Origin of the sequence: Ilumatobacter sp. (genome assembly GCF_049588435.1) — a bacterium.
In the GTDB taxonomy this organism is placed as follows: Bacteria; Actinomycetota; Acidimicrobiia; order Acidimicrobiales; family Ilumatobacteraceae; genus Ilumatobacter_A.
The window spans coordinates 1-2124 of sequence record NZ_JBAVYV010000153.1 but is presented as its reverse complement, the minus strand read 5'-3'; the positions used below and the strand labels follow the sequence as shown (position 1 = coordinate 2124).

Here is a 2124-nt window from a genome sequence, read left to right as displayed (position 1 = left end):
GTGATGATGCTTGTCGGCTTCTTCTCGCCGGACGCGTTGAGATCCTGCATGTAGGTCAGCATCTGCACCACATACATCGCCCCGTTGCCGTCCCAGGCCGTCATCACCGGCTCATTCACCAGCGGCTCGCTGAGGAGCAGTTCGAGGCTGTAGCCGTCGGGCAGTTGGATCGACTTCATCGCATCCTCCTTCGAGAGGAATCCGGACTGATAAACGGTTGCGCCCGGCTTGGCGGCATGGGCGGTCAGTGGCGACAGGAGGATTGGCAGGAACGAAGCGGCCAGCCGTGCGGTGCGTGGAATCATGAGGGTCAGGGAAAACGTTCGGATGAGGAAGGGGCGGATGTAAGTCGTTTCGGCAGAATCAGTTGGAAAATTCCAGACAAATGACTGAAACGTTTGGATCGGGGGCTTGTTTCGGAAGACTGATGGTCACGCCATCAGCCCCTTGCTTGAGTTCGAGCGCCGTGTGCTCCGAATCGGCCAACAGGTAGGCCTTGGCGATCTTCTGTTTCACGACGGGGAGCATCAGCGTGCCAGATGGCCAGGTGAGGACATGAATGTAGAGTTTCCCCGGTTGGGTGGTGGCACGCCATTCCTTCTTCGCAACGAACTTCGGCCGCCCCTTGCTGTCCTTCTCGCCCTCGCTATAGGATCCCAGTTCTTCACCGAATGGCGTCGGACCACAATTGTAGATGGACTCACCATTGGTTTTCAGCCAGTCGCCGATTTCGGTCAACCGTTCGACGCTGGGCTGAGGAATGACTCCCTCTCCGGTCGGACCCACATTGAGCAGGTAATTGCCACCTTTGCTTGAGATGTCGACGAGGTTGCGGATGAGTGACCCGGCGCTCTTCCACTTGTGATCCGCCTTATTGTAGGCCCAGTGACCGTTGAGGGTCATGCAGGTTTCCCACGGACTGGACGAGGCTTCGGGAGGGATCGTTTGTTCAGGAGTCCCGTAATCTCCGAGGTCATTGCCAACCCGCTGGTTGACGATGCAATTCGGCTGGATGGAACGGATCATTTCGAGCAGTTCCTTGCTTTGGGACGGTTCGATGAGTTCCGGAGTGTCAAACCACATCACATCAATCGGGCCGTAGTTGGTCAGCAACTCCCGCACCTGCGGCTTGACCTTGCGCTCGAAGTATTTCGAGAAGTCCTTGTTCTTCTCATCGGGGAAATCGATGAGATTGCTACGCCAGCCGGCCTTGTATTTTCCGGTCGGGCAATCGGGATACTCCCAATCGCGGCCGAGCGAATAGTAAACCCCGAAGCGGATTCCCTGTTTCCGGCAGGCCTCGGCGAGTTGGCGGATCGGATCCTTCTCCAAGCCAGCTAGCTTCATGATGTTGTGATCGCTCACCTGCGAGTCATACATCGCGATCCCGTCATGGTGCTTGGACGTGATGATCATGTATTTCATCCCGGCATTCTTGGCGACCGTGACCCATTCATCGGCATCGAAGTCCTTCGGGTCGAACCCTTTGGCAAACTCGGTGTATTCCTTGAGCGGGATCTTGGCGGTGAATTGAAGCCACTCGTGGTGATTGGTCTCGCCCTTCCATTCGCCACCCGCCTTTGAGTAGGCGCCCCAGTGGATGAACATGCCGAATTTCGCGTCCTTCCACCAAACCATGCGTTCATGCAGCTTGGCATTCGCCCCGCCTTGGGCGGCGGCCCACGAATCCACCGCGGAGGCAGCTTCGCCGAGTTCGTCCCCGGCGGCAGTCTGGGCATGGCACACTCCGGCGGCCAGCAACTGGCCCAGGATGATGGAATGGATGATTCGACGGTTCATAAGTGAGAAAATTTGGGTAAATGGGTTAGGCAGTCGGCTGGGGAGCACGTTGCCGCAGGGATCATGGAGCGCCCGGGCTGGCAGCGGAAGGATTTTCAAATTCGTGTGGGTGATCTTCATGGTGCAGTGGCCGTGGAACTGAGGATGAATTCAATGACGGGGGCCGGATCTCCAAGACCGTGCGGGTGGTGGCCCACGTTCTCCTGCAGGATGATTTCGACAGGGCCTCCCAGTGTTTCGTAGCGCTGCTTCATGATCGCACCGTTTTCCGCGTAGGGCACGGTGGTGTCGGCCGCACCACAAACAAGCAACAAGGGCACGGAT

2 protein-coding genes and 1 pseudogene are annotated in these 2124 nt (G+C 57.6%); all 3 read right to left on the bottom strand.

What is annotated here, in order from left to right; all coding sequences use genetic code 11:
• A partial coding sequence (locus WBV89_RS05685; protein WP_423980366.1) for a DUF7133 domain-containing protein occupies nt 1-305 on the bottom strand: 305 nt, incomplete at its 3' end.
• 58 nt (nt 306-363) lie between these two features.
• Nucleotides 364-1920, bottom strand: coding sequence for an alpha-L-fucosidase (locus WBV89_RS05680; RefSeq protein ID WP_423980365.1), 1557 nt, complete (start codon nt 1918-1920; stop codon nt 364-366).
• Nucleotides 1917-2124: pseudogene (locus tag WBV89_RS05675) on the bottom strand (alpha/beta hydrolase); the annotation flags it as partial. The gene WBV89_RS05680 and the pseudogene WBV89_RS05675, both read right to left, overlap by 4 nt.

Coding starts and splice junctions, on each gene's coding strand:
- WBV89_RS05680 (WP_423980365.1), bottom strand. CDS start 1,920: ATGAAGATCACCCACACGAATTTGAAAATCCTTCCGCTGCCAGCCCGG.